The sequence below is a fragment of the Aeromonas oralensis genome (assembly GCF_049665575.1).
GTDB lineage: Bacteria > Pseudomonadota > Gammaproteobacteria > Enterobacterales > Aeromonadaceae > Aeromonas > Aeromonas hydrophila.
On the sequence record NZ_CP187186.1, the window covers coordinates 861344 to 885757 of the forward strand.

The following is a 24414-nucleotide window of genomic DNA, read 5'->3' on the forward strand; positions in this document are numbered from 1 at the left end:
AACAAGGGCTGTGCTTTGGCTTGGATTGCAATTGCCTGTTTTTTTATACTTAAAGGGCACGGTATACAGGAGGGCAACCTGATGCGATTTCAACAAATCAAAGACTTGCTGCTCTATCTGGAGCAGGTGCATCACCAGCTTGGGCTCTGCTACGGGCGTCTCATGGCACAAGTGGATGGCGAGCGCAGCCGGCTGCTGCTGGCCTATCTGCAGCAGCGCGAGGAGGCAGTAAAGAGCCAGCTGGATGACTACCTGAGTGAACTTGGCGAAGGGGTGAAGGAGACCTGGCTGGAGCGAGGCTTCAGCGAGGATCTGCTGCCCGGGATCCGGCGCCTGAGCCTGCCCGCCACGGCCCAGACCCAGGATATAGTGCAGCTGGTGTGCCGTCAGGAGGAGAAGCTCATCGGCGAGCTCAGCCATCTGGCCCGGGAGTGTCCGACCGAAGAGACTGTGCGGCTGCTCGGCGGCCTGGCCGAGCAGGAGCAGACCCGCCTGACCCGCTTGGTACACGGCGCCCATCGGCTCGACGACTTATAGGAAATAGCTGGCCGGGTGACATGTCCCCGGGCGACAAGTACGGTGAAAAATGGGCGCTGAAAACAGCAGAGGCCCGGCAATGCCGGGCCTCTGCTGTTTGTTCACGACGGCGTCATGCCGGCTGGCGGGCGGCGGTGAGCTCGGCAGCGTGCAGGGCGGCGCCTATGATGCCGGCCTGATTGAGGTTGGCGGCCGCCACCAGCGGGGCCCGGGTCTCAATCTTGTCGATGAACTTGTCGAGCTTGGCGGCGCTGCCGCCGCCCAGGATGAAGAGGTCGGGGGAGAACAGAAACTCGAGGCGGGCCAGGTACTTGTTGAAGCGCTTGCCCCAGCGGCCCCAGGAGAGATCCTCGCGTTTGCGCACCGCGTCCGAGCAGTAGTGCTCGGCCACCATCCCTTCCAGCATCAGATGACCCAGCTCGGTGTTGGGCAGCAGTTGACCGTTGACGAACACGGCGGTGCCGATGCCGGTGCCGACCGTGATGAGGATGATCACCCCCTTGCTGCGATCCTTGCCGGTCCCGAAGCGCATCTCGGCCAGACCGGCCGCATCGGCGTCGTTGAGCACGTGGCAGGGTTGGCCGGTCACGTCGGCGAACAGGTGGGCGACGTCGGTCTCAATCCAGCTCTTGTCGATGTTGGCCGCGCTCTTGGCGATGCCGTTGTGGATGGTGGCGGGAAAGCCGCAGCCCACCGGGCCCTTCCAGTCGAAGTGTTCCACCAGCGCCTTGAGGGTATGAGCCACGGCGGCCGGGGTAGCCGGCTGCGGCGTCACCAGCCGGTGACGTTCGCCAATCAGCTCGCCCGTTGCGGTGTCGACCAGGCATCCCTTGATCCCCGAGCCACCGATATCCACTCCCAACATCTGCATCCGCTTGTTCCTTTTATAGTGCCGACGATCGACCGTCGGCAGAGCATGAAAAAATGGCTTCGATCCGGCAAGGGGCAGATCGTCTATGCGTGATCCGGCAGACCTTTTTCGATGCAGCGGATCAGCAAGCGCGTCTTTTTGTTGTCATCCTGCTGGCGTTTGGCCAGGGTGGCCAGCGCCCATTCGATGTGTTCCGCCACCATGGGGTCGGCTACTGCCAGCGCCTGCTGCAGGGCCGTCATGACCTGCGGGCTGGCCGGGCCGTTGCCAAGGGCCACCGCCAGGTTGCGGCGCCAGCGCTGATAGCCGATGCGGCGGATGGGGCTGCCTTCGGTGTGCTTGAGAAACTCGCTCTCGCTCCAGCCCCACAAGGTCAACAGCGGCGGGCGATGCAGATTGGGGCGCGGGCTGAAGTCAGGCTCCGGGCTGGCGTTGGCATAGCGGTTCCAGGGGCAGATGAGCTGGCAGTCGTCACAGCCATAGATGCGGTTGCCCATCAGCGGCCGGAACTCTTCGGGGATGGGGCCGTCGTTCTCGATGGTGAGATAGGAGATGCAGCGACGGCCGTCCACCACGTAGGGGGCTATGATGGCGCCGGTGGGGCAGATGTTGATGCAGGCCACGCACTTGCCGCACTGCTCTTTCTCCACCGGTGCATCCAGCGGTAGCGGCAGGCTGAGCAGCAGCTCCCCCAGAAAGAAGAAGGAGCCCGCCGACTCGTTGAGCAGCAGCGAGTGTTTGCCTACCCAGCCGAGGCCAGCCTTGGCCGCCAGCGGCCGCTCCAGAATAGGGGCGGAGTCGACGAAGGGGCGCCAGCCCAGCGCCTCGCAGCGCTGCTCGATGCGCTCCCCCAGCTGCTTGAGCCGGTTGCGCAGCAGCTTGTGGTAGTCGCGGCCGAGGGCATAGCGGCTGATGTAGCCGAGGGTGGGGTCGCGCAGGGTGGCGGCAAAGCCCGCCTCGAACGGCAGATAGTTCATCCGCACCGACAGCACCCGCAAGGTGCCCGGCAGCAGCTCGTGGGGGCGGGCCCGCATCATGCCGTGGCGCGCCATGTAATCCATGCTGCCGTGATGGCCCGCATCGAGCCAGGCCTGCAGCCTGGGCTCCTCGAGGGCGAGATCCGTGTCGGTGATACCGGCCTGGTCGAATCCTAGCTCGCTCGCCCAGAGCTTGATATCTTGGGCCAGTTGATGGAGTTCGGTGGTGGTCATGGGGCCGTCTGCCTGCCCGGGTGCTGACCGGGATGGAGGTGTACTGTCATGCTGTCTCGCATCTCTGGGGTCTTGTTGCCAAGGTTGACCGACGGGCATGGCGGTTGCCGTCATACTGCATCATGTGCCCGGTGCCAGCTGGACCGGATGAATGGATGAGAGTCAGGAGCCGTCATGGTACAGATCATCGGGGATGCTATCAGCGGGAAAGAGGTGCGCAGTTTACCACAATCACTGTGGCGGGCTGAACAGATCCGTGCCCTGGAGCGGGAGTGGGCCGAGCGTGAAGGGCTGCCACTCTACACCCTGATGGAGCGTGCCGGGGCGGCACTGCGCACCTACGCCACCCACCACTGGCCGCACAGCCGATGTTGGTGGATCTTCACCGGCCCCGGCAACAACGGTGGCGACGGCTATGTATTGGCCCGCCTTGCGAGGCAGTTGGGGCTGGAGCCCCAGGTGATAGCGCTGAGGGATCCCGCCGAGCTGACGGGGGATGCCAGGCGGGCTGCCGACGAGTGGCTGGCGACGGGGGGCACTGTGGTGGCGGCCGAGGCGGGCGAGCTCGACCGGCTGCCGGCGCCGGACCTGGTGGTTGACGCACTGCTCGGCACCGGTGTCCATACCCGGCTGTCACCGCTTATGACAAAGATCGTCGCAACAATCAATGGCTTGCAGGTGCCCGTACTATCGGTGGATCTCCCCTCCGGCCTCAATGCTGACACCGGCTGCGCCATGGGGGCTGTGGTGCACGCCAGCCGCACCCTCACCTTCATCGGCATCAAGCAGGGGATGCTCACCGCCGACGGAGTGGACTGTGTCGGTCACCTCGACTGCGACCCCCTCGGCGTCAGCGTCCCGCCCGGGTGGTTGGCGGCCCGCCGAGCGCATTGATTATCCCTCCCGGCACACTCGGCTGACGCCACGTCAGCGCTCGTCCCACAAGGGCTCCCACGGCAAGGTGCTGCTGGTGGGGGGCAATGCGGGGATGCAGGGGGCCATCGTGCTGGCCGCTCGCGCCTGCCTGCGGGCCGGTGCCGGTCTGGTGCGGGTGTGCCAGCATCCTGACCAGCTGCCCGCCAGCCTCTACCAGGCCGAATTGATGGGCAGTCAGGGCGGGGATGAGGAAAGCTGGGCCTCGGTGCGGGTGGTGGGACCCGGCCTGGGTCAGGATGAGTGGGGTCGGCGCCATTTTGAGTCTTTTGTTAACGAGCAGGTGCCACTGGTATTGGATGCCGATGGATTGAATTGGCTGGCGCAATGTCCCCGTCATCAGGATAATTGGGTGCTCACGCCCCATCCGGGCGAGGCAGCCCGCCTGCTGGGCTGCACCATTGCCGAGATTGCCGCGGATCGTTTTGCCGCGGTGCAGCGTCTGCAGCAGCGTTTCGGCGGTGTGGTGCTGCTCAAGGGGGCGGGGACGCTGATCCACGATGGCAAGGGGATGGCGCTTTGCGACGAGGGCAATCCCGGCATGGCCAGTGGCGGCATGGGCGACCTGTTATCTGGTATAATCGCCGCCCTTTTGGCCCAGGGCTGGTCTGCCGCCGAGGCAACCCGACTGGGCGCCGTGATCCACGGGGAAGCGGCCGATCTGGCCGCTGCAGACGGAGAGCGGGGCATGCTGGCATCAGACCTGCTGCCCTTTATCCGTCGACTGGTAAATCCCGACACCATAACAAGCTAAAGAAGAACATGGCAAAACAGTTGATGATGACACTGCCGGACGAGGCAGCAACAGTGGCACTGGGTGGCCGACTGGCCCACGCCTGCCAGCAGGCAACCACGGTGTTCTTGCACGGCTCTCTCGGGGCCGGCAAAACCACCCTGACCCGGGGCTGGGTACAGGGGCTGGGGCATGAGGGCAAGGTCAAGAGCCCGACCTATACCCTGGTCGAGCCCTATGAACTGGCCGACTGGCAGCTCTACCACTTCGATCTCTATCGATTGGCCGACCCGGAGGAGCTGGAGTTCATGGGGATCCGTGACTACTTCGGCGCCAATACCCTCTGTCTGGTGGAGTGGCCGGAGAAAGGGGAAGGCTGGCTGCCCGCCCCCGATCTCGACATTACCCTGAGTTATGCAAACGAGCAGCGCGAGGTCCTGATAGAGGCTCGCACTGCTATTGGCGAAGCCATTCTGGAACGGTTGTCATCTACGTGCGCTTGATCCTTGTTATTGCCCTCTCCCTGCTGGCCTTACCCTCCTGGGCGAATCAGCTCAAGAGCGTGCGGGTGTGGCCGTCGCCGGACAACACCCGGGTGGTGCTCGACATGAGCAGCGCCCCCAATTATAACTATTTCACCCTGACCGGCCCCGACCGGCTGGTGATCGACCTGAAAGGGGCGAGCAACGTCACCAATCTGGCCCGCATCGAGAACAAGAGCGAGCTGGTGCGCAAGATCCGTGAGAGCTCGCCGCTGGAGAAGGGCGGTCTGCGGCTGGTGCTTGATCTTAGCTCCACCATCAAGCCGGTGGTGTTCCCGCTGGCGCCGGCGGGGCCCTACGGTCACCGCCTGGTGATCGACCTGCCGTACGAAGAGAAGGCCTCCGCCGCGGTGCAAGCCACGCCGGTGGGTGGCAAGGGCAAGGGGGTGGTGATCGCCATCGACCCGGGCCACGGCGGCGAAGACCCGGGTTCCATCGGCCCGCGTCGTACCTACGAAAAGCGGGTGACCCTGGCGGTCTCCCAGAAGCTGGCCGCCCTCATCGACCGCGAGCCCGGCATGCGTGCCGTGCTGACCCGGCGCGGCGACTATTTCGTCGATCTGAACAAGCGCTCCGAGATTGCCCGCAAGGCCAAGGCCGATCTGCTGGTGTCGGTGCACGCCGACAGCTTCCACAACTCGACCCCGCGCGGCGCCTCCGTCTGGGTGCTGTCGACCAACCGCGCCAACCGCGAGATGGGCAGCTGGCTGGAGAAACAGGAGAAGCAGGGCGAGCTGCTGGGGGGGTCGGCAAGGTGTTGGCCGAATCGGACCCGAACCCCTATCTGGCGCAGACCTTCCTCGACCTCTCCATGGACAAGTCCCGTGCCGAGGGTTATGACGTCAGCCGCCAGATCCTGCGTTCGCTGGGTCGGGTTGCTCGGTTGCACAAGAAGGCACCGGAGCACGCCAGCCTGGCGGTGCTGAAGGCGCCCGATATCCCCTCCGTGCTGGTGGAGACGGGCTTTATCTCCAACCACGCCGAAGAGCAGTTGCTGGCCACCGCCAGCTATCAGGATCAGTTGGCCCGCGCCATCTTCGAGGGGATCCGCAACTATTACCGGGCCCATCCGACCAAGGGAGCCATGCTCACCGGCAAGGGGCAGGGCAGCAACAAGCAGGCGGCGGTCAGCCGACCCGCCCCCGCCAGCAAGCCGGTCGCCGTCAGCAAGCCGGCGGCGCAACCGGTGCAGCAGGTGGTGACCAACCGGATGCCGGCCACCGAGCCGAACCGCAGCAGCGATGGCGGGGCGCCGGTCAGCAGCGTCGGCGGATCCTCGTCCGGCGCCGGCGTGATCAAGCCCTACGTGGTGGCGGCCAAGGAGCCGAGTGCCCCGGTCGCCAGCGTGCAGAGCAACGACAAGGCCAACATGCTCCGTCATGTGGTCACCCGAGGGCAGAGTCTCTCCCGGCTCGCCGAGAAATACGGGGTCAGCCAGGCGCGGCTGGTGGAGATCAACAAGCTCAAGTCGCGGGACATCCAGATAGGGCAGGTGCTCTATATTCCGCAAAAATAGCGCTGGATGAGGCGCCGGGCTCGCCCCTGCCAGTGGCAGGGGCGAGCCCGGCGAGCCGTCATCGACCCCCGCCAATTACTCGCGCCTTCAGCCATCAGGAGTAAGCGATGCCGATCCGTTCTTTGTCCCATGTTCTGGCCAGCCAGACGAGCGCGGGCTGTGATACGGCGGTGTGGCTCCCAGTCGGGGCGGTTGCCACAGCCATCCCGTTCAACCAGCAGGAGTAAGCGATGCCAATCCGTATATTGCCGCCGATTCTGGCCAACCAGATTGCTGCCGGTGAGGTGGTGGAGCGGCCCTCCTCCGTGGTCAAGGAGCTGGTGGAAAACAGCCTGGATGCGGGCGCCGATCGGGTCGAGATCGACATCGACAAGGGCGGTGCCAAGCTCATTCGTATTCGCGACAACGGCGGTGGTGTCGCCAAGGATGAGCTGGTGCTGGCACTGTCGCGCCACGCCACCTCCAAGGTGGCGACCCTCGACGATCTGGAAGGGATCAACAGCCTAGGCTTTCGCGGTGAGGCGCTCGCCTCCATCAGCTCGGTCTCCCGGCTCACCTTCACCTCCCGCACGGTGGAGCAGTCCGAAGCTTGGCAGGCGCAGGCCGAGGGGCGCGAGATGAGCGTCACCGTCAAGCCGGCAGCTCACCCGGTGGGCACCACGGTGGAGGTGGTGGATCTCTTCTTCAACACCCCGGCGCGGCGCAAGTTCATGCGCAGCGAAAAGACCGAATTCGCCCACATCGACGAGCTGGTGCGCCGCATCGCGCTCTCCCGCTTCGATGTCACCCTGATCCTGCGCCACAACGGCAAGGTGGTGCGCCAGTACAAGGCCGCCAACACGGTGGCGGAGCAGGAGCGCCGACTTGCTGCGGTGTGCGGCTCTCCCTTCATGCACCACGCGCTGGCGGTGGAGAGCGAGCACAGCGACGTGCGGCTGTGGGGCTGGCTGGCGACCCCGGAGGGCGCCAGGCCGCAGAACGATCTGCAATACACCTATGTCAATGGCCGCATGATGCGCGACAAGCTCATCAATCATGCCATTCGTCAGGCCTATGACGAGCTGCTACCGGCCGACCGGTTCGCGGCTTACGTGCTCTATATCGAGCTGGATCCCCGTCAGGTGGACGTCAACGTCCATCCGGCCAAGCACGAGGTGCGCTTTCATCAGGCACGCCTCATTCACGACTTCATCTTCCAGGCGCTGTTTACTGCCCTGCGCCAGCAAGAGGCGGCCAGCGATGAGCCCCTGGCCGAGACCCTGGTCGAGCTGCCGGTCAGTGCCCCCATCGAGTATCCGGGTCAGGCCCCCAGAGCCGAGTGGTATGGTGCCGAGCACAACTACCGGGCGCCGGCCCGGGAAGTGCGGGAAGGGGGCAGTGCCGGGCGAGCCAGCAACTACCAGCCGCCCGAGCCCCCCAGCCGGGAGGCGATGCGCGCCATGGGATCGCTGCTCACCACCCTGCCGGCGGTGCAGGGCACGCCGCTGGCAGAGGCTGAAACCGTGCCTGTTGCCGCTGCCGTGCCCGCCAAAGCGGGGACGTGGCGGGCATTGACCCTGGTGGAACAGGCCTATCTGCTGCTGGAGCGAGACAACCGGCTGGCCCTGCTGTCGCTGGTGCGGGCCGAGCGCCTGCTGCTGCGCCACTGGCTGTTGGAAACCTGGGGCCAGGGGCTGGCGGCCCAGCCATTGCTGCTGCCGGTCTCCTTCAAGCTGCCGAAAAACCTGGTCGCGCTGGTCGAGCAGCAGGATCGTTTGCTCAAACGGATGGGGCTGGAGTTGAAAAGCGGCGGGCGCGACACCATGATCCTGACTCGGGTGCCAGCGTTGCTGCGCCAGACCGATCTGGTGCGCTTATTACCCGAATTGCTGCAACTGATCGAGAGCGGATCTGACAGTGATGCCGGCCAGCAGGCTGAAGTACTATGCCAATGGCTGGTGGAGCAGGGGATAAGTCGCGAAAAAGTATACGATTTTGCCACGGCCAACCGCCTGCTGACGGAACTTGTTGCCGATTTCAGTGACCAACTGGCAGACGTTCGCATGGTGCGCCCGCTGGCGCTGGCGAGCGTGCTGGCCGAGTTCGCCGATGGCCATTGAGGGGGAATGCCCCTCTTGAACCCATAAACCAGTTTTTTGCAGGTGCGCCGCACGGGCGGCGACCATGCAAGGGGAGTTTTTCACGTGGCTGACTTGCCGACTGCAATTTTTCTGATGGGGCCGACGGCCTCCGGCAAGACGGATCTCGCCATCGAACTGTGTCAGGCGCTGCCCTGCGACATCATCAGCGTGGATTCTGCGCTCATCTATCGCGGCATGGATATCGGCACGGCCAAGCCGACAGCCGATGAACTGGCACGAGCCCCGCACCGGCTGATCGACATCCTGGACCCCGCCATGAGCTATTCGGCGGCCGACTTTTGCAAGGATGCGCTGCGGGAGATGAAAGAGATTGCCGATCGCGGCCGCATTCCGCTGCTGGTGGGCGGCACCATGCTCTATTTCAAGGCGCTGCTGGAGGGGCTCTCTCCGCTGCCTTCCGCCGACCCCGTCATTCGGGCCGGCATCGAGGAAGAGGCGGCCCGTCTTGGCTGGCAGGCACTGCACGATGAACTGGTGCGCATCGACCCGGTGGCCGGTGCCCGCATCCATCCCAATGATCCACAGCGGCTCAGCCGGGCGCTCGAGGTCTACCGTATCAGCGGCAAGACCCTCACCGAGCTGACCCAGGTGCAGGGGGAGGGGTTGCCCTATCGGGTGTTGCAGTTTGCCATCGCACCAAGCGATCGCGCCGTGCTGCACCAGCGCATCGAGCTGCGCTTTGACAAGATGCTGCAGGGGGGCTTTGAACAGGAAGTCAGGGCACTCTACCAACGGGGCGATCTCACCCCGGATCTTCCCTCCATCCGCTGCGTGGGATACCGCCAAATGTGGGACTACCTGGCGGGGGAAGTGGAGTATGATGAGATGCGCTATCGCGGAATTGTTGCCACCCGCCAGTTGGCCAAGCGTCAAATGACCTGGTTGCGCGGTTGGTCTGATGTGACCTGGTTGGAATCTGGTGAGTCTGGCAATCTGGCAAGGGTCGTCGCCCGTGCCGGAGTGGCTTGACACTCCTGTATAATCAGGTTGTTATATTGATATCCGGTGTTTAAAAACAACAAACTATAAGGAAAAGAAGATGGCTAAGGGGCAATCTCTCCAAGACCCGTTTTTGAATGCGCTGCGCCGTGAGCGGATTCCTGTTTCTATCTATTTGGTGAACGGCATCAAACTGCAGGGTCAGATCGAATCGTTTGACCAGTTTGTCATTTTGCTGAAGAACACCGTGAGCCAGATGGTCTACAAGCACGCCATCTCTACCGTGGTGCCGGCCCGTGCCGTCAACCACCACCAGCATGCGCCGGGCGCGGCTGGCGAAGAGCAGGGTGAAGCCGAGGCGTGATATCCCGGGACGAGGCGACTCGTCAACCCAGATTCATCATGATTCCTGTCAAGGAGCAAGCGCTTGTTTGACCGTTATGAAGCCGGCGAACAGGCCGTTCTGGTACATGTCAACTTCAGTGATGAGGGTGAGCGGGAGGATCTGGAAGAGCTCAAGATGCTGGTGAGCTCGGCCGGGGTCAATGCGCTGGGGGTGATCACCACCAGCCGCAGTGCGCCCAGCGCCAAATTTTTTGTCGGCAGCGGCAAGGCTGAAGAGATAGCGTCCCAGGTCCAGATGCTGGATGCCGACGTCGTCATCTTCAACCATGCCCTGACCCCTGCCCAGGAGCGCAACCTGGAGCGTCTGTTCCAGTGCCGGGTAGTGGACAGGACCGGCCTGATCCTCGATATCTTTGCCCAGCGCGCCCGTACCCACGAAGGCAAGTTGCAGGTCGAACTGGCCCAGTTACGCCATCTTTCTACTCGCCTGGTGCGAGGCTGGACCCACCTTGAACGTCAGAAGGGCGGGATCGGCCTGCGCGGCCCGGGTGAAACTCAGCTGGAAACCGACCGTCGCCTGTTGCGTGAGCGCATCAAGGCGATTTTGCGTCGGCTCGACAAGGTGGCCAAGCAGCGGGAGCAGGGGCGTCGTGCCCGCAACCGCAACGAGGTGCCGACCGTTTCTCTGGTGGGTTACACCAACGCCGGAAAGTCCACTTTGTTCAACCAACTTACAGCTGCCAGCGTGTATGCTGCCGACCAATTGTTCGCAACCTTGGATCCGACCCTGCGCAAATTAGTGATCCAGGATGTGGGTGATGTGATTCTGGCGGATACAGTTGGATTTATTCGACACTTGCCCCATGATCTGGTCGCGGCCTTCAAGGCGACGCTGCAGGAGACCCGCGAAGCGGACCTGCTGCTGCACGTGGTGGACTGTGCCGATGAGCAGATGCAGGAAAATATCGAGTCGGTGCAGCAGGTGCTGGCCGAGATCGAAGCCGATGACCGACCCCAGCTGATGATCTGCAACAAGATCGACAAGCTGGGTGAACATCCGGTCGGGCTGGAGCGTGACGAAGAGGGGCGCCCGGTGCGGGTCTGGCTGTCAGCCCAGACCGGGGAAGGATGTGCAGACCTGTTTACGGCCCTGACTGAATTGCTGGCCGGATCCATGGTGCACCACACCCTGCAGTTGCCGCCTTCGGCCGCCAGATTGCGCAGTGCGCTCTATCGCCTCAAGGGCATCGAGCAGGAAGGTTTCAGCGAGGAGGGGGATTTTGTGTTGGAAGTCCGCCTGCAACTGGCTGACTGGAACCGCCTCATGAAACAAGAAGGTGAGAGTTTACAACGCTTTATCAGGCATTGATTCGTCGATGAGATGAATGTTTGCTGGCTTCATCAACGGTTGATGGCCCGATAGAGATGATATCCATCCGCATGTATTAATGGAGACGCTGATGGCTTGGAATGAGCCTGGTAACAACGGCAAAGACCGTGACCCCTGGGGGAACAACGGCAAGAATCAGGGACCCCCTGATTTGGACGAGATGCTGCGCAAGGTGAGCCGCCGTTTTGGTGGTCTGCTCGGTGGCGGCAAGTCTGGTGGTGGCGATGTAGGCAAGTTTGGCCTCTCCATCGCCTTGGTGGTGGCGGTAGTGGTGTGGGTCGTCAGCGGCTTCTATACCATTCGTGAAGCCGAGCGGGGCGTGGTGCTGCGCTTTGGCGAATACTCCCACAACGTGGATCCCGGCCTGCGCTGGAAACCGACCTTCATCGACCGGGTGATCCCAGTGGACGTGGAATCGGTCCGCTCCCTGCCGGCTTCCGGTTTCATGCTGACCCAGGACGAGAACGTGGTGCGGGTCGAGATGGACGTGCAGTATCGCGTGGTCGACCCGGAGCAGTATCTGTTCAGCGTCACCAACGCCGACGAGAGTCTGAGCCAGGCCACCGACAGCGCCCTGCGTTACGTGGTGGGCCACACCCGGATGGATGACGTGCTGACCACTGGTCGTGAGAAGGTGCGCCAGGAGACTTGGCAGGTGATCGACAGCATCATCGAGCCGTATCACATGGGTCTGCAGATCGTCGACGTCAACTTCCTGCCGGCACGTCCGCCGGAAGAGGTGAAAGACGCCTTCGATGACGCCATCTCCGCCCAGGAAGATGAACAGCGCTTCATTCGTGAAGCCGAAGCCTATGCCCGTGAAGTGGAGCCGAAGGCCCGCGGCCAGGTCAAGCGTCTGGAGCAGGAGGCCGAAGCCTACAAGTCCCAGATCGTGCTGAAGGCCAAGGGTGAAGTCGCTCGCTTCAACGAGTTGTTGCCCCAGTATCAGGCTGCGCCCGAGCTGACCCGCGATCGTATCTACCTGGAGACCATGGAAGAGCTGTATCAGCAGGCCAACAAGGTGGTGGTCGACATGCCGGCTGGCAACAACAGCATGATCTATCTGCCGCTCGACAAGCTTTCCGGCAAGGCGAACGCAGTGCAACCGGCCCGTCCGGCGGGTGCGCCGGTGGTGGAACAGACCCCGCCGTCCAACGAAGGGGCCAACTCCACTCCGACTCCGCTGCGTAGCGGCGACCGTTTCAGCTCAGGGAGAAACTAATAGATGAAAAAGATAGCTATTGGTGTCATCGCTGTGGCCGCCATGGTCTGCTTCTCGTCGGTCTTCATCGTCGATGAAGGTCAGAAGGGCATCGTCGTGCAGTTCGGCAAGGTGAAGCGGGTCGACTCCGGTGAACCGCGCCTGTACGAACCGGGCCTGCACTTCAAAGTGCCGCTCATCGACCAGGTACGCAAGATGGATGCCCGCATCCAGACCCTGGAAGGCCAGGCGGATCGCTTCGTTACATCCGAGAAGAAGGACCTCATCATCGACTCCTACGTGAAGTGGAAGATCGAGGACTTCTCCAAGTACTACCTGGCGACCGGTGGTGGCAACAAGATCCAGGCCGAAGACCTGCTCAAGCGCAAGATCAACAACGGTCTGCGTTCCGAGATCGGTAACCGCACCATCAAGGACATCGTCTCCGGTGAGCGCAGTACCGTGATGGAAGATGCCCTGATGAAGATGGCGCGCTCCTCCGAGCTCGGCATCAAGGTGGTGGATGTGCGCATCAAGCAGATCAACCTGCCAGTGGAAGTCTCCAGCTCCATCTATCAGCGGATGCGTGCCGAGCGGACTGCGGTAGCCCGTGAGCATCGCTCCCAGGGCCGCGAGCAGGCCGAGATCCTGCGTGCCGACATCGACCGCAAGGTGACCGTGATGATCGCCGACGCCGAGAGTAACGCCCGTCAGCTGCGTGGTGAAGGGGATGCCGAGGCCGCCAAGATCTATGCCGACAGCTACAAGAAAGACCCCGAGTTTTTCAGCTTCGTGCGCAGCATGGAGGCCTATCGCAAGAGCTTCGCCGGTGGCAATGACCTGATGGTCCTCAAGCCGGACAGCGAGTTCTTCCGCTATCTCAAGTCGCCGCACGGCAGCAAGCAGTAAGCGAGTCGCAATGATACCCAAGGGCCTGATGATTCAGGCCCTTTTGTTTGGCTGTCATGGGCTTGCCGGTGTTCCGGCAGCTTGTGGACATGGTGGTTGAGAGGATAGGTGATGCTGACATCCATCTTGATGGGACTGGGCTTGCTGTTGCTGTTCGAGGGGTTGGGACCGCTGCTGATGCCGCGCGCCTGGCAACAGATGCTGCGGCTGCTGAGCGAGCAGCCCACCGAGCAGCTGCGCAGCATCGGCGGCTGTCTAGTGGTGGCCGGGGCCGTTATTCTGTGGGCGCTGGCGCGATAGAGGATGGTGATGAGTGAGCCAGACTGTGTTTCCCGGAAATAAAAAAGAGGCCAAAGGGCCTCTTTTTTATTGTGCACCGAGTGGTATCAGGCGCTACGCTGCACAGCCATGTGGGCCAGTGTTGCCAATGCCTGCTTGTGCTGGGAGTCCGGCAGGATGGCGAGGGCCGCGATAGCCTTGTCGGCCTCTTCCCGGGCCCGCATGCGGGAGTATTCCAGCGCGCCGGTACGGTCGAGGATGGCCAGGATCCGGTCGAGGTGCTCCATGCCGTTGCGGTGCTCGATGGCATCGCGCACCAGCTGGCGCTCTTCCGGGCTACCTACTTCCATGGCCCGCAGCAGCGGCAGGGTCGGTTTGCCTTCGGCCAGGTCATCGCCGACGTTCTTGCCCATCTCGTCGCTCTGGGAGCAGTAGTCCATCACGTCGTCGATGATCTGGAAGGCAGTGCCCAGATACTTGCCATAGTCGGTCATCGCCTGCTCGACGGGATCTGGCTGATGAGTCAGTACGGCGGCGAGGCGGGTGGCGGCTTCGAACAGCTTGGCGGTCTTGCAGTAGATGACCGTCATGTAGCTCTCTTCGGTGGTATCCGGATCGTTGCAGTTCATCAGCTGCAACACTTCCCCTTCGGCGATGGTGTTGGTGGCATCGGAGAGGATCTCCATCACCCGCAGGTTGGAGAGCTCGCTCATCATCTGGAAGGAGCGGCTGTAGAGATAGTCACCCACCAGCACGCTGGCGGCATTGCCGAACAGGGCATTGGCGGTTTCGCGGCGCGGCGCAGGTCGGATTCGTCGACCACGTCGTCGTGCAGCAGGGTGGAGGTATGAATGAATTCGATGATGGCTGCCAGTTTCAGGTGATCTTCACCTTCGTATCCCAGTGCGCGGGCGGCCATGACGGTCAGCATGGGGCGCATCCGTTTCCCGCCTGCACTGACAATATAGAAACCCAGCTGGTTGATCAGGCTGACATCGGACTGGAGTCTTGCCAGGATCAGTTCATTGACCGCCGTCATGTCGGCGGCACAGAGCGCACGGATAGTCTGTTGGTCCATAAGTCTCGTAACGTGACGGCAGTGATGACTGCGATTTTAGCAATGGCGGGGATTCTACACGATTTCACAATGGGTTACAGTTAAGCGTTTGTTCACGGCGGCAGATATGCGCACAAAATAAACTTTTTGCTAAATTGGCCTTGCCTGAGCAAATCGATTTGCGTAGAATGCCGGCCCATTGTTATAGGTTTTTGCGCGTGTCTGGCCTTGAGCAAAAGACACGCCTTTACGGAGTTAATCAAATGTACGCGGTATTCCAAAGCGGCGGAAAACAACACCGTGTGGCCGAAGGTCAAATCGTTCGTCTGGAAAAGCTGAACGTTGAGACTGGCGCTACCATCGACTTCAACGAAGTGCTGATGGTTGCTGCAGGCGACACTTTTAAAGTAGGTGCTCCTTTCGTTGAAGGTGGCAAGGTTGTAGCTGAAGTTGTGGCTCACGGCCGTGGCGAGAAAGTGACTATCGTCAAGTTCCGTCGTCGTAAGCACCACCGTAAGCAAGCGGGCCACCGTCAGTGGTTCACTGAAGTCAAAATCACTGGCATCAGCGCTTAATTAGAGGAGTACGATAGATGGCACACAAAAAAGCTGGCGGTTCATCCCGCAACGGCCGCGATTCAGAAGCTAAACGCCTGGGCGTGAAGCGTTTCGGCGGCGAAACAGTTCTGGCTGGCAGCATCATCGTTCGTCAGCGTGGCACCAAGTTCCACGCCGGTACCAACGTTGGTCTGGGCAAGGATCACACCCTGTTCGCTACTGCGACTGGTAAAATCCTGTTCGAAGTTAAAGGTCCGCTGAACCGTAAGTACGTTAGCATCGTTGCTGAGTAATTACGGACCGCAAGGATCCGAAGCCCCGCCAACAGGCGGGGCTTTTGTTTTTCTGCAGCAGTTTACGAAAAAACGGCACGCAGCTGACCCTGGCTCTGAAAGGGCATGCTTGGCAAGATGCGTATCGCCCGCAGGGGTCTGTACCACTATAATTGCGTATCGGTTTTTCGAATTAAGGTGACGGTTACCTATGAAGTTTGTTGATGAAGTCCAGATTCGAGTCGATGCCGGTGACGGTGGTAACGGTTGTGTGAGCTTTCGCCGTGAGAAGTACATTCCGAACGGCGGCCCGGACGGCGGTGACGGCGGTGACGGTGGCGACGTATATCTGGTTGCCGATGAAAACCTGAACACCCTGATCGACTACCGTTTCGAGCGTTTTCACGCCGCCGAACGTGGCGAGAATGGCCAGAGCGCCAACTGTACCGGCCGTCGTGGCAAGGACAGGATCCTGCGCGTACCGGTCGGCACCCGCGCCAGCGATGAAGACACCGGCGAACTGCTGGGTGACCTGACTCACCACGAGCAGAAGCTGCTGGTCGCCAAGGGCGGCTTCCACGGTCTTGGCAACACCCGTTTCAAGAGCTCCGTCAACCGGGCACCGCGCCAGAAGAGCAACGGTACCCCGGGTGAAGTGCGTACCCTGAAGCTGGAACTGTTGCTGCTGGCCGACGTCGGCATGCTGGGTCTGCCCAACGCCGGCAAGTCCACCTTCATCCGTGCCGTCTCCGCGGCCCGTCCGAAAGTGGCCGACTACCCCTTTACCACCCTGGTACCGAACCTGGGCGTGGTGCGTGGTGAGAACTCCCGCTCCTTCGTCATCGCCGACATTCCCGGTCTGATCGAAGGTGCCGCCGAAGGCGCTGGCCTCGGTATCCGCTTCCTCAAGCACCTCGAGCGCTGCCGCGTGCTGATCCATCTGGTGGACATCTGCCCGGTCGATGGTTCTGATCCGGCCGAAAATGCGGTGACCATTGTCCGGGAGCTGGAAAAGTACAGCCCGGAACTGGCGAGCAAGCCGCGCTGGCTGGTGTTCAACAAGATGGACCTGATCCTGGAAGAAGAGGCGCAGGAAGTGATGGATCGCGTCAAGACTGCCCTCAATCATGAAGGCCCTGTCTACGCCATCACTGCCATCAGCAAGGAAGGGACCAAGAAGGTCTGCTACGACATCCTGGACCTGCTGGATACCATGCCCCGTCAGCTGGCGGAAGATGCCAAAGACGCCATCGAGAAGGTGGAGTTCAAGTGGGACGACTACCACAAGAACCAGCTGGCCAAGGCTGAAGCCGATGCGCTGGCTGCCTCCAAGGCGTTTGATGAGTCGCTGGACGACGACGAGTGGGACGACGAAGACGATGATGGCGTAGAAGTCATCTACGTGCGTGACTGACCCACATCCCGTGCGCGGTCGTGATACCGCCACCCGGTGCTGAGAAACCGGAGCCTTCCCAGGCTCCGGTTTTTTTATGGGGATCGACCGGATCACCATATAGATATATTTCTTATGTCACTTATTGCCTGCCAACCGCAACTGATTATACTGCGCACCTGAATGTAACCTTGCTGAAACAATGTGCTAACCAATCGTAATGAATTGATATGCGTATCTGCTTGCGTGCATTCTTATGGAAGGTTTGCCTGTATAAATATTTATGCTTGAAATGATCCATTAAAAGCTTGTTTGTGCATTTTATTGGGGTATTCTTTCGCCCGTTTTGCCGGGTGAAAGCATGGATATGCAGGTTTGCCTGGCTAAGGAAAAGTAACATTAAGGCTGTAGACCATGCTGGAAAAGACTCTGCAAGCACCTGCGCTCAATACCCGCCGCAACGTGCTGATGTTCCTGGTCCCGTCACTTATCGGGATCCTGCTGTTCATGACCCCCGTCATCTATGACGGAAACGTCACCATCCCCGTGGCCGTGCTGGCGAAGCTGGTACAGACGGTGTTTGCCGATTATCTGGTGGCCATGGTCAGCGCCATCATCACCACCACCATGCTGATGACGCTGGTAGCCTGGCTGTTCAAGCCGGCGATCCTGGTCAGACGCCCCTTCCTCAACAGCCTTTTCAACGTTTCTCCCTTCTGGGCCTGCGTGCGGGTGCTGGGCGGGATCTTCGTGCTGTTGACCTTCTTTGAAGCCGGTCCTGAGGTGCTGCGCTCCGATGCGACCGGTGGCCTGGTGCTGCACGATCTGCTGCCGGTGCTGTTCTCCGTCTTCATCTTCGCCGGCCTGCTGCTGCCCTTGCTGCTCGATTTCGGTCTGCTGGAGTTTGTCGGCACCATGATGACTCGCATCATGCGCCCGGTGTTCCGTCTGCCCGGTCGCTCTGCGGTGGACTGTTTCGCCTCCTGGCTGGGGGATGGCAGCGTCGGCATCCTGCTGACCAGCAAACAGTACGAAGGCAAGTTCTACACCCAGCGGGAAGCGGCCGTCATCGGCACCACCTTCTCCGCCGTCTCCATCACCTTCTGCCTGGTGGTGATCTCTCAGGTTCGGCTGGAGCACATGTTCGTGCCCTTCTACCTGACCGTCTGTCTGGCCGGGGTGGTAGCCGCCATCGTGGTGCCGCGTTTGCCGCCGCTCTGCTGGAAGAAGGATGTCTACAGCGACGGTACTCCCCTGTGTCGCAAGCAGGAGTCGGTGCCGCATCAGCACAGCGTGCTGAGCTACGGCTATGAGCGGGCCCTGACCAAGGCCGAGGGCATGACCGACATGGGGGCAGTGGCACGGGAAGGTGTGAAGAATGCGCTGGACATGATCTTCGGCGTGCTGCCGGTGGTGATGGCCATCGGCACCTGCGCCCTGATGCTGGCCGAGCACACCTCCATCTTCAATTGGCTGGGGGCCCCCTTCGTACCCTTGCTGGAGCTGCTGCAACTGCCGGAGGCAGAAGCGGCCTCCAAGACCATCATGGTGGGCTTTGCCGACATGTTCATCCCGGCGGTGCTGGCTTCCACCATCGAGAGCGACATCACCCGCTTCGTGATCGCCGCCATGTCGGTCACCCAGCTCATCTACATGTCGGAAGTGGGCGCCCTGCTGCTGGGCAGCAAGATCCCGGTCAAGTTGTGGGAGCTGTTCGTGATCTTCCTGCTGCGTACCCTGATCACCCTGCCGGTCATCGCCGGGGTGGCGCACCTGCTGTTCTGATCCGGCTCGCCCCTTGTCACACGGTCAACCTCGGTTGGCCGTTTTTTTATGGCCGGCATTAGACCAAAGTGAGTCTTTTATAGGTCTTGTTTTTACATTAATGTAACAGGCTGCAAAAACACGCCAGCCGAGCAGTAGGCACGTCCAACCTATGTGGCCAGGAGTCACCCCATGACCTCACTGCTCAGCTACCGGGCCGGTCCCTGCGATCAGCCGCTGCTTCACCAGACCATAGGCGCCTACCTGCAACAGGTGGCGGAACGTTTCCCCGACCGGCCCGCAGTGGTGGTGCGCCACCAGCAGATCCGCTGGAACTACCGTGAATACCTGACCCAGATAGACAGATTGGCGCTGGGCCTGCTGGCGCTCGGGATCCGGCCGGGGGATCGGGTCGGCATCTGGTCGCCAAACAACATCGAGTGGTGCCTGGTGCAATTCGCCACGGCCCGCATCGGGGCCATCATGGTCTGCATCAATCCCGCCTACCGCAGCTACGAACTGGCCTTTGCCATCAACAACGTGGGCTGTCGTGCCCTCATCTGTGCCAGTGCGTTCAAGGGCTGCGACTATCTCGCCATGCTGGGGGAGCTGGCCCCCGAGCTGGCGCACTGCCCACCCGGCCGTCTCGCATCATCCCGGCTGCCGAGCCTGGAGATGGTGATCCGGCTCGGGGGGAACCAAGCGCCGGCATGCTCAACTTCCCCGATGTGCTCTCGTTGGGCGATCAGCAGGACCCAGCCTGGCTGGTACGGGTAGCGGCCATCCTCAACCCCGATGACGCCATCAACATCCAGTTCACCTCGGGCACCACGGGAAACCCCAAGGGGGCCACCCTCAGCCACAGCAACATCCTCAACAACGGCCGCCAGGTGGCGCAAGGCATGGCGTTCAGCGAGCAGGACAGGCTCTGCATCCCGGTGCCGCTCTACCACTGTTTTGGCATGGTGCTCGGCAACCTGGTCTGCATCAGCGTGGGGGCCTGCGCCCTGTTTCCGGCCGAAGCCTTCGATCCGGCGGCCACCTTGCGGATGGTGAGCGAGGAGCGCTGCACCGCCCTGCACGGCGTGCCGACCATGTTCATCGCCGAGCTGGAGCTGGCGGAGTTTGACCAGTTCGATCTCTCCTCCCTGCGCACCGGCATCATGGCCGGTGCCATCTGCCCCGAGCCCTTGATGCGCAAGGTACAGACCCTGATGCACATGACCGAGGTGACCATCGCCTACGGTCAGACCGAGTGCAGCCCCATCAATCACATGACCGCCATCGATGCGCCGCTGGACAAGCGGGTCACCACGGTCGGCCGCGCCATCGGCCACACTGAGATCAAGCTGGTCGACCCGAGTGGAGAGATAGTCACCATCGGCGAGCGGGGCGAGATCTGCTGTCGCAGCAACGGGGTGATGCAGGGTTACTGGCAAGACTCGGTCAAGACGGCGGAAACCATTGACCAGGAAGGGTGGCTGCACTCGGGGGACATCGGCATCATGGATGAAGAGGGCTATGTGCGGATCGTCGGGCGCAGCAAGGAGCTGATCATCCGTGGCGGCGAGAACATCTATCCGCGCGAGATCGAAGAGCGTCTTTACGATCATCCGGCGGTGCAGGATGCGGCGGTGTTCGGGGTCGACAGCGAGCGCTATGGCGAAGAGGTGTGCGCCTGGGTCAAGCTCAGACCCCGCCAGGAGGCCAGCGAGGAGGAGCTGAAACAGTTCCTGGCGGCCCGCATCGCCTATTTCAAGGTGCCCAGATACATCCGATTCGTGGAGGAGTACCCCATGACGGTGACCGGCAAGCTGCAAAAATTCAGGATGCGGGAGCTGATGAGCGACGAGTTGGCCCGCCAGCACGCCGAGGCGACGGGCTGAGTGATGGATATACCGGAAAAAGGGCCTGCAGGCCCTTTGTCGTCAGCGACCCAGCGGGTGGGGTTGTGCCGGTGTGCGGGGGCACTGCACCAGCAGAATGTGGGTAGTGAAGGTGCTGGACTGGGGGAAGCTAGGGCGAAATCCCGTCACCGGATCGGCGGCTCCCATGCTCATCTGGTGAGTGGTAACTGTGCGCTTGCTTCGGTCGACTTGCTGATAGCCGTGGGGGCAGCTCAGTGTCGCCTGCTGCTGGCACTCTTCCAGTCCAGCGCACTCGATCTGGAAGCGTTGCTGGGCGGGATTGACGGCGGGGAGTTCGGTGACGGTGGTGGGTGCCGGCAGCAGGGCGCAGCCGGACAGCAAGATGCTGCCCAGCAGGCATATTCTGGGTGACATAAGAGGCTCGTTCTCGGTGAGGCAAGAGAAGGGCCGGCCAGGATTTGGGTTTCCCGTGCCGGCCGCAAAGCGCAGATCAGCGCGGCGTGATGCCCATATCGACCGGACACTGGATGGTCAGAGAGTGAACCGTGTTGGCCATGCGATAGGGTTTGCCAGCCTTGTAGACCTTCTTCTCATCGTCATAACTGCCCGCCGTGTATTGGGTGCTGTAGAGGGTCTGCTGACGGCGGTCGGTCTCCTTGTAGCCCTGCGGGCAGGTCTGGTTGGCTTGCTTGAAGCAGGCCGTCATGCTGCTGCATTCGATGTAGAAGCCGCGCTGGCTGGCATCGGCCAGGTGCACCGGGGTGACGGTGGGAGCGGGGGGAGACAGCAAGGAGCAGCCGGACAGCGTCAGCGCGCCGAACAGAACGAGATGTTTTGACATAGATAACCTGAACAGTGTGGTGTGACAAAGAGTGAGGGGGGAGTCTATTGCTCCCCCTTCGCTATAGGGGCACCGTTATAACCAGCCGGGGGCGTTCAGGCCAGCCCGCAAATGTAAGAAAATATGACCCGGCCTAGGCCAGTGCGGCCAGCAGGGCGGTTTCATCCACGGGATCCAGCTGTTCGGGGGCGAGGAAGCGCACGGCATAGTCGCGCCAGATGCCGCTGCTGACAAACAGGGCGAACAGGGCGGGATCGATGTGCTGCTCGCGCACCATGCTCTGCATGATGGCCAGCGACTGGGAGACCGTCTTGCCCGATTTGTAGGGGCGATCGCTGGCGGTCAGCGCCTCGAAGATGTCGGCGATGGCCATGATGCGGGCGGGGATGCTCATCTGGCTGCCCAGCAGCTGGCGCGGATAGCCCTTGCCGTCCATTCGTTCGTGGTGGCCGCCGGCAATCTCGGGCACGCTGCGCAGATGGCGGGGGAAGGGGAGACGCTCGAGCATGCGGATGGTCTGGATGATGTGCTCGTTGATCTTGTAGCGCTCCTCCTCGGTGAGGGTGCCGCGACTGATGGCGAGGTTGTAGCGCTCGCCACGGTTGTAGAGGTGAGTGGGCACTCGCACCTTGAAGCCCCATGGGTTGCGCTCGTCCAGCTGATCGTGAGCGGGGCGGGGGATGAGGTGGGCTGCCTTGTCCGCCAGCAGGGGTTCGACGCAGGGCAGCGGCGCGGCCGGCTCGCCCTGGCGCAGCTTGAGCTCCTCCCGGCTGATGCCCAGCCGATCGTCCAGGGTGCGCAGCCAGGTACGGCTGGCGATGGCATCCAGCCTGGCCAGCTTCTCCGGCGCCATCCACTCACCACCCAGGTTGCACTCGGCGACGAAGGCGAACTCCTGATCCAGGGTGCTCCAGAGCGGAGCCACCTCGCTCCTGGCCGCTTCCCGCTCCGATGCCGGCAGGCGGGCCGCCAGCGCCTCTATGTAGCCGTCGCGTTTGAGCACCTCGAAGCGGGTGCGGATCTCGTGGATCCGGTCGTAGAGGGTCTCCAGCTTGGTGGCCTTGTCCACCACGAATTCGGGGGTAGTCACCTTGCCACAGTCGTGCAGCCAGCTGGCGATATGGATGGCCTCCCACTCCTCCTCGTTGAGCCGAAACTCGGCGAACGGCCCCTGCTGCTGGGCGCAGGCGGCTTCGGTCAGCATCCGGGTCAGCTCCGGCACCCGCTGGCAGTGGCCACCGGTGTAGGGGCTCTTGGCGTCGATGGCACCGGCCATCAGCTCTATGAAGGATTCCAGCAGCTGTTTCTGCTCCTCCAGCAGGCGCTGGTTCTCGATGGCGGAGGCCGAGGTGCCCGCCAGCGCCTCGATCAGGCTGATGCGCGAGGCCAACTCGCGGGCCGGGCAGTCAGGCAGGATCAGCAGCAGGCAGCCGCTCAGCTCCTGGCGATGGTTGCGCAGTGGCTCGGCCACCAGCTGGCAGGGGCCGGGGAAGGGGCCCCAGTCGGCCAGATACTGCTGCCAGCCACTCTGGTCGATGGCGAGGCTGAGCCGCTCGTCCCGGGCCAGCTCGCCAAACAGGGTCTGCTGCCAGCGGATCTGTCCGGCCGGCAGCGGCGCCTTGCGCCACAGCGCCTGTACCGCCACCATGCCCCGCTCCTGGGCCAGGTAGAGGCACCCCCTTCGGCCTGCACCGCGGCGATGGTCTCGTGCAGGATGCGGCTGAGCAGGGAGTCGAAGCGGTGTTCGGCCGCCAGCGCCCGCCCCATGTTCATGAAGTTGCCGAGGGTCAGCCGCATGCCGGACATGGTGCGGGCCAGATCGTCGATCTCGCGGATGGCCGACTCGGGGACCCGGCTCTCGCCGAAATCGAAGTGCTGGATCCGCTCAGCCTCCTGGGTGAGCGCCAGCAGCGGGGTGGCGGTGCGTCGCGAAACCAGCCAGATCACCGGCAGCAGCAACAGCAGGCCCGCCAGTGCCCAGCCCAGGTTGACCAGGGCCTCGTCCCGGACCTGTTGATAGAGCAGGTCGGCCGAGACCAGCAGGGCGATATGGAAGGGGGAGTCGGTCCCGAGGGGGGAGAGGTTGACCAGCCAGGAGCTGCCATCGGCGGCGGTCAGGTTGAGCTCCGCCGGCTCGCTCAGCAGGGTGGGCTGGCTGATGATCCGCTGCTGCAGATCCGGCAGGGCCGGATGGGGCAAAGTCGCCAGCATGGGCAGCTGGCTCAGCTGCTCGAAGCTGGGCAGGTGTCTGGGATCGGCGGCGAGCAGGGTGGCGTACTCATCGAACAGGATCACCTGGCTCTGGGCGGGCAGCTGCAGCTTGCCGATCAGGGCCGACAACCCCTCGACGCTGGTGTCGAGCCCGATCACGGCGCGCCGGTCGTCGCTCTCCACCGCCAGCGTCATGCCCGGCTCCTTGGTGGTGAAGAAGAGATAGGGACTGGTGGTAGCGATCCCCGCGCGCCAGCGGGCCTGCTTGTACCAGTCGCGGCTGCGGGGATCGTAGCGGTAGTTCGGCATGGGGCGGCGCTCGAGCAGGGTCAGCCGTTGATCGAAATAGAGAAATTCCCCCTTGCCCTGGCTGAGGCTCTGCACCAGCAGGGTACTGGCGGCCGGTACGCCGCCCAGCTGGGCTCTGGCCCGCTCGGTCAGCTTGCGCACCAGAAAGAAGTCGCTATCCTCGTAGCCGGCGTAGACGGCCCCATAGCTGGGGCTGTTGGCCAGCACCTCGGCCAGTTGCGGCAGATAGGCCAGGCGTTCGGTCAGCGTGGTCATGGCGGCCAGCTGGCCGCTGCGCAACAGGCTGAGCGACATGCGGGCCGGCCGCTCGTTCAGTTGCAGGGCGAGGGCCAGCTGCTGGCGATACTGTAGGAAGTTCTGTCGCTCATGTTCCAAACCCTGGCGCGCCCCTTGCTGGAACTGCAAGGCGATGAGAGCGCTGCCGAGCAGAGTAAATAGCAGGATGAAGAGGGTGGCGATATGCACGTAGAAGGGTTTACGACCTGGCCTGGCAGTTGTCATGGACACATCCTTGTCACACGGGCGGTTGCAGAGACGATCAGCTTGCAGTGTGCCAACAGGATGACAGAAAACACAATAACCCATTCATGGATAT

At 62.3% G+C, this 24414-nt stretch carries 17 protein-coding genes and 5 pseudogenes; 16 read left to right on the forward strand and 6 right to left on the reverse strand.

The genetic code is table 11. The features are described 5' to 3' along the window. Window positions 1-81 precede the first annotated feature (81 nt). Window positions 82-537 (forward strand): hypothetical protein, encoded by a 456-nt coding sequence (locus tag ACPDZI_RS04260; protein WP_043162427.1) that lies wholly within the window; start codon window positions 82-84, stop codon window positions 535-537. A 112-nt stretch (window positions 538-649) separates the two neighbouring features. Here ACPDZI_RS04260 and ppgK read toward each other — a convergent pair whose 3' ends face one another. Then, window positions 650-1408, reverse strand: coding sequence for a polyphosphate--glucose phosphotransferase (gene ppgK / locus ACPDZI_RS04265; RefSeq protein ID WP_438834075.1), 759 nt, complete (start codon window positions 1406-1408; stop codon window positions 650-652). Between the two features lie 83 nt (window positions 1409-1491). Continuing rightward, complete coding sequence (gene queG / locus ACPDZI_RS04270) at window positions 1492-2619, reverse strand: tRNA epoxyqueuosine(34) reductase QueG (protein WP_203092573.1); 1128 nt, start codon at window positions 2617-2619, stop codon at window positions 1492-1494. A 174-nt stretch (window positions 2620-2793) separates the two neighbouring features. On the opposite strand from queG, the pseudogene ACPDZI_RS04275 reads away from it, so the two are divergent. The 10 genes and pseudogenes from ACPDZI_RS04275 (at window position 2794) to ACPDZI_RS04320 (ending at window position 13568) form a co-directional block, all read left to right on the forward strand. Continuing rightward, window positions 2794-4306 (forward strand): annotated as a pseudogene (locus ACPDZI_RS04275) (NAD(P)H-hydrate dehydratase). 8 nt (window positions 4307-4314) lie between these two features. Next, window positions 4315-4788 carry a tRNA (adenosine(37)-N6)-threonylcarbamoyltransferase complex ATPase subunit type 1 TsaE gene (gene tsaE / locus ACPDZI_RS04280; protein ID WP_011704860.1) on the forward strand — a complete coding sequence of 158 codons (474 nt, stop codon included), beginning with the start codon at window positions 4315-4317 and terminating at the stop codon, window positions 4786-4788. Beyond that, window positions 4779-6343, forward strand: a pseudogene (locus tag ACPDZI_RS04285) (N-acetylmuramoyl-L-alanine amidase). Before tsaE ends, ACPDZI_RS04285 begins: the two are co-directional and overlap by 10 nt. Window positions 6344-6573: 230 nt before the next feature. Continuing rightward, complete coding sequence (gene mutL, locus ACPDZI_RS04290) at window positions 6574-8442, forward strand: DNA mismatch repair endonuclease MutL (protein ID WP_438834076.1); 1869 nt, start codon at window positions 6574-6576, stop codon at window positions 8440-8442. 93 nt (window positions 8443-8535) lie between these two features. After that, window positions 8536-9453, forward strand: coding sequence for a tRNA (adenosine(37)-N6)-dimethylallyltransferase MiaA (gene miaA / locus ACPDZI_RS04295; RefSeq protein WP_207137098.1), 918 nt, complete (start codon window positions 8536-8538; stop codon window positions 9451-9453). A 70-nt stretch (window positions 9454-9523) separates the two neighbouring features. After that, window positions 9524-9787 carry an RNA chaperone Hfq gene (gene hfq / locus ACPDZI_RS04300; protein ID WP_011704864.1) on the forward strand — a complete coding sequence of 88 codons (264 nt, stop codon included), beginning with the start codon at window positions 9524-9526 and terminating at the stop codon, window positions 9785-9787. Window positions 9788-9850: 63 nt separating this feature from the next. After that, window positions 9851-11137, forward strand: a complete 1287-nt coding sequence (gene hflX / locus ACPDZI_RS04305) for a ribosome rescue GTPase HflX (RefSeq protein ID WP_011704865.1) — start codon at window positions 9851-9853, stop codon at window positions 11135-11137. 91 nt (window positions 11138-11228) lie between these two features. Next, on the forward strand, window positions 11229-12380 hold the full coding sequence (hflK, locus tag ACPDZI_RS04310; RefSeq protein ID WP_005304223.1) for an FtsH protease activity modulator HflK: 1152 nt from the start codon (window positions 11229-11231) through the stop codon (window positions 12378-12380). 3 nt (window positions 12381-12383) lie between these two features. Beyond that, window positions 12384-13268 carry a protease modulator HflC gene (gene hflC, locus ACPDZI_RS04315; RefSeq protein WP_011704867.1) on the forward strand — a complete coding sequence of 295 codons (885 nt, stop codon included), beginning with the start codon at window positions 12384-12386 and terminating at the stop codon, window positions 13266-13268. A 111-nt stretch (window positions 13269-13379) separates the two neighbouring features. Continuing rightward, entirely contained in the window at window positions 13380-13568 is a 189-nt protein-coding gene (locus ACPDZI_RS04320; RefSeq protein WP_438834077.1) for a DUF2065 domain-containing protein, read from the forward strand. Between the two features lie 86 nt (window positions 13569-13654). Here ACPDZI_RS04320 and ispB read toward each other — a convergent pair. Continuing rightward, window positions 13655-14625: pseudogene (ispB, locus tag ACPDZI_RS04325) on the reverse strand (octaprenyl diphosphate synthase). Window positions 14626-14867: 242 nt separating this feature from the next. On the opposite strand from ispB, the gene rplU reads away from it, so the two are divergent. From rplU to ACPDZI_RS04350, 5 genes and pseudogenes are all read left to right on the forward strand, one after another. Beyond that, window positions 14868-15179, forward strand: a complete 312-nt coding sequence (rplU, locus tag ACPDZI_RS04330; RefSeq protein WP_005304210.1) for a 50S ribosomal protein L21 — start codon at window positions 14868-14870, stop codon at window positions 15177-15179. Window positions 15180-15196: 17 nt separating this feature from the next. Further along, entirely contained in the window at window positions 15197-15454 is a 258-nt protein-coding gene (gene rpmA, locus ACPDZI_RS04335) for a 50S ribosomal protein L27 (protein WP_005339028.1), read from the forward strand. Between the two features lie 190 nt (window positions 15455-15644). After that, window positions 15645-16847, forward strand: coding sequence for an Obg family GTPase CgtA (gene cgtA, locus ACPDZI_RS04340; RefSeq protein WP_011704870.1), 1203 nt, complete (start codon window positions 15645-15647; stop codon window positions 16845-16847). Window positions 16848-17240: 393 nt separating this feature from the next. Continuing rightward, entirely contained in the window at window positions 17241-18611 is a 1371-nt protein-coding gene (locus ACPDZI_RS04345; RefSeq protein ID WP_146062045.1) for a YjiH family protein, read from the forward strand. Window positions 18612-18782: 171 nt separating this feature from the next. After that, window positions 18783-20476, forward strand: a pseudogene (locus ACPDZI_RS04350) (AMP-binding protein). Window positions 20477-20518: 42 nt separating this feature from the next. Here ACPDZI_RS04350 and ACPDZI_RS04355 read toward each other — a convergent pair. The 3 genes and pseudogenes from ACPDZI_RS04355 to ACPDZI_RS04365 all read right to left on the reverse strand — a co-directional run bounded on the left by ACPDZI_RS04355 (window position 20519) and on the right by ACPDZI_RS04365 (window position 24404). Next, a complete protein-coding gene (locus ACPDZI_RS04355; RefSeq protein ID WP_276842080.1) occupies window positions 20519-20872 on the reverse strand; it encodes a hypothetical protein in 354 nt (117 codons plus the stop codon). Window positions 20873-20948: 76 nt separating this feature from the next. Beyond that, on the reverse strand, window positions 20949-21299 hold the full coding sequence (locus ACPDZI_RS04360) for a hypothetical protein (RefSeq protein WP_076362456.1): 351 nt from the start codon (window positions 21297-21299) through the stop codon (window positions 20949-20951). A gap of 133 nt (window positions 21300-21432) precedes the next feature. After that, window positions 21433-24404 (reverse strand): annotated as a pseudogene (locus ACPDZI_RS04365) (HD domain-containing phosphohydrolase). Between the last annotated feature and the right edge of the window lie 10 nt (window positions 24405-24414).